General features: G+C 70.5%; 4 protein-coding genes. 3 read left to right on the top strand and 1 reads right to left on the bottom strand.

What is annotated here, in order from left to right:
- Positions 1 to 1,337 (bottom strand): carbohydrate-binding domain-containing protein (locus tag WBL05_RS10195; protein WP_424225669.1); only part of this gene is annotated, 1,337 nt, incomplete at its 3' end.
- Between the two features lie 252 nt (positions 1,338 to 1,589).
- On the opposite strand from WBL05_RS10195, the gene moaA reads away from it, so the two are divergent.
- The 3 genes from moaA to WBL05_RS10180 all read left to right on the top strand — a co-directional run.
- Positions 1,590 to 2,651: a GTP 3',8-cyclase MoaA gene (moaA, locus tag WBL05_RS10190; RefSeq protein ID WP_424225667.1), complete on the top strand. Its 1,062-nt coding sequence runs from the start codon at positions 1,590 to 1,592 to the stop codon at positions 2,649 to 2,651.
- A gap of 12 nt (positions 2,652 to 2,663) precedes the next feature.
- Positions 2,664 to 2,930 carry a MoaD/ThiS family protein gene (locus WBL05_RS10185; RefSeq protein WP_424225666.1) on the top strand — a complete coding sequence of 89 codons (267 nt, stop codon included), beginning with the start codon at positions 2,664 to 2,666 and terminating at the stop codon, positions 2,928 to 2,930.
- A 9-nt stretch (positions 2,931 to 2,939) separates the two neighbouring features.
- The coding region (locus WBL05_RS10180; RefSeq protein ID WP_424225665.1) for a molybdenum cofactor biosynthesis protein MoaE at positions 2,940 to 3,251 on the top strand (312 nt) is incomplete at its 3' end.

Here is a 3,251-nt window from a genome sequence, read left to right as displayed (position 1 = left end):
GCCGAACCGTTCGCGGTTACGACCCCTTCGGCCACATCGACGCCGCCGTTGGCGTCGATCGGTCCCTCACCGCCACGCTGGACGGCGGTGATGTCGACCGAGCCGCCCGAGATGGTCAGGCTGCCGTTGGAGTCCAGCCCATCGAAGCCAGCGACCACCATCACCGTGCCGCCGGTGATCTCGAGCCGCTCGCCGGTGTCGGCCATCTCGTCCTGCTCGACGTACTCGGTGCCTGCGATCCGGGCCTGCAGCTCGCCGTTGCCCGAGGCGTTGATGCCGTCATCGTCGCCGGTGATGTCGACCACACCCGCGCTGATACCTATGTTGGCGGCCTCCAGGCCCTCCTGCGACTCGGTCACGGTGACGGTCGGTGCGTCCACCCCATCGAGTTGGCCGATCGAGACGATGACCTCGCCCTTGATCCCGTCGTCCACCACCCCGACGGTGACCGAACCGCCGGCGACCACCGTGTCGGTGAACGCCTGCAATCCATCGTCCCCGGCGGTCACTTCGATCGTGCCGCCGCGCACGAGGATGTAGCCCCGCGTCCAGTCGATGTCGGCGCCCTGCTCGTCGTCGTCGCCGTCGCTACTCATGCCGTCGCCCGCGGTTGCGGTCAGCTGCAGCGTCCCGCCCTCGACCACCAGGGCGTCGGTGCCGCGCAGGGCGTCGTCGGCTGCGGTCACGCTGATCGCCCCGCCCATGATGACCAGGTCGTCTTTCGAGGTGATGCCGTCGTTGCCGTTTCCGGTCACGGTGAGCGCGCCATCGCCCGAGATGGTCAGGTCGGACGCCGAATGGATCGCGGCGTCGGCATCGGCATCGGCCGCGTAGGTCGCCGCGTCGGACACCGTGTTCTGGCTACCGGCTGCCAACTCGATGGCCACGTCATCGGCGCTGACCACCTCGATCGCCGCGCCGGCATCGTTGTCGATCTCGACCCCGTCGAGGATGAGCACGACCAGGTCGTCCTCGCCCGCGGCCACCCTGAGCTGGCCGGTGAGCGAACCGCTCAACCGGTAGACGCCTGCCCGGTCAACCGTGACCGTCGACCCGCTGGCCGAGACCCCCGCCGCGCTGCCCACCAGACCGCTCCCGGACAGCTGCACATCGACAGCCCGGGCAGCGTCCCATTCGTCCGGGTTCACGGTCGTGTGGTCGGCGTTCCCGGCCATCACCACGGCGGGTGCCAGGTCGTAGCCCGCGGCTGCGGGCGCAGCCGGCGTGCCGGCGGCGGACGGGCTGGCCGAGGGAGTCCCGGACGCGTCATCAACGGTTGTCGTGGCGCAACCGGCCAGCGGCAGACCCAGGGCGAGCAGGGCGGTGGTGAAACGCATGGAGTGCTTCATGGTGTGTCCTGACGTGTAGCTGTTGAACTGCGTCAAAACCAACCGCGGCGATCTGTCCGTTGGCGGTGAACCGGCTGTCCGGCAGGCACGAACCAGCCCGGCCACCCCGCAATGACCACCTGCGGTTCCCTGATTCTTCTATGGCAGACTGGACAAATGCCGGGGGCGGGACGGCCAACTGCTCCACCTCCGGCGGCAGGCCACGGCTGCGACAGGACCGAGAGCAAGGAGGCGACGTCGGTGCCCGCACACCTGGGAATGCCCGCGAACGCCCCCGACCTGCCTGCCGACGCCCCACTGATCGACCGCTATGGACGCGTCGCCCGCGACCTGCGGGTTTCGCTGACCGACCGCTGCAACCTGCGCTGCACCTACTGCATGCCGGAGGATCCGGATCACTGGTTGCCCGAGGACACCCTGCTCACCGACGACGAACTGACCAGGCTGATCGGCGTCGCGATCACCCGGCTTGGCATCTCCGACGTCAGGTTCACCGGCGGCGAACCGCTGCTGCGCCGCGGCCTGGAACAGTTGATCGCCGCCACCGCCACCTTGCGCACAGTGGACGGGGCGGTGCCAGGGATCTCGCTCACCACCAACGCCCTCGGCCTGGCCCGGCGGGCCCGCAAGCTCGCCGCCGCCGGCCTGCAACGCGTCAACGTCTCGCTGGACTCGATCAACCCCAAGCACTACGCCGAGGTCACCCGTCGCAACCACCTGCCCGCCGTGGTCGCCGGACTGACCGCCGCGAGGGACGCCGGCCTGGCCCCGATCAAGGTGAACGCGGTGCCGCAGCCCGCCCACTACACCACCGACGCCCCGGCGCTGCTGCGGTTCTGCCTGGCGCAGGGGTACCAGTTGCGGTTCATCGAGCACATGCCGCTGGGTGGTTCAGTGGAGTGGCGGCGCAACGCCATCGTCACCCGCCAGCAACTGCTGACCGCCCTGGTCGCCGCCGGTGCCCGGCTGACAGCTCCGCCGACCGAGCGGGGCACGTCACCGGCCGAACTGTGGAACGTCGAGTGGGGCGACCTGACCGGCGACATCGGCATCATCGCCGCGGTGACCGCGCCGTTCTGCACCTCCTGCGACCGCACCCGGCTGACCGCCGACGGCCAGATCCGCACCTGCCTGTTCGACCAGGTGGAAACCGACCTGCGGGGCCCGCTACGGGCCGGCGCCAGCGACGACGAGCTGGCGCAGCTGTGGCGCCGGGCCACCTGGCTCAAGCCCCGCAGTCACGGCATCGACCATGATGGCTTTGCCCGCCCATCCCGTCCCATGTCCGCCATCGGCGGTTGACGAGAGGAAACCATGACGACCAACGCCACCACCACCTGCAGCGTGCGCTTCTACGCCGGAGCCGCCGAAGCCGCCGGCACCGACCGCACCGTCGTGACGGTGCCGTCCGGCGGCACGGTGGGAGACCTGGTGACCCGGCTGGGCGCCGACGACCAGAGGCTGGCCCAGGTGCTCAGCGTCTGCACGCTGCTGCTGGACGGCCAGACCGCCGCCACCGACGCCGCCCTGCCGACCGGCGTCGCCGCCGTTGACGTCCTGCCGCCGTTCGCCGGCGGCTGAGGAGGCGCGATGAGTGGTCAGGTGTTGTTCGCTGAGGTGACCGACGAACCGTTGTCGATCGCCGAACTGACCGCCGGGGTCGGACACCAGGCGGCCGGCGCTGTGGTCACGTTCACCGGGGTGGTGCGCAACCACGACATCGGCCAGGCCGTCGACTCGATCGAGTACAGCTCGCATCCCCAGGCGTCCCGGATCATCGCCGAGCTGGCCGCCGAGACGGCCGGACGCGAGGGCGTCCACGTGGTCGGCGTCGCGCACCGGGTCGGTCACCTGCACGTCGGGGACGTGGCGCTGGTCGCGGCGGTGGCCGCGGAGCACCGC

The sequence above is a fragment of the Brooklawnia sp. genome (assembly GCF_049651565.1).
In the GTDB taxonomy this organism is placed as follows: domain Bacteria; phylum Actinomycetota; class Actinomycetes; order Propionibacteriales; family Propionibacteriaceae; genus Brooklawnia.
This window is presented reverse-complemented; position numbering and strand designations above follow the sequence as displayed.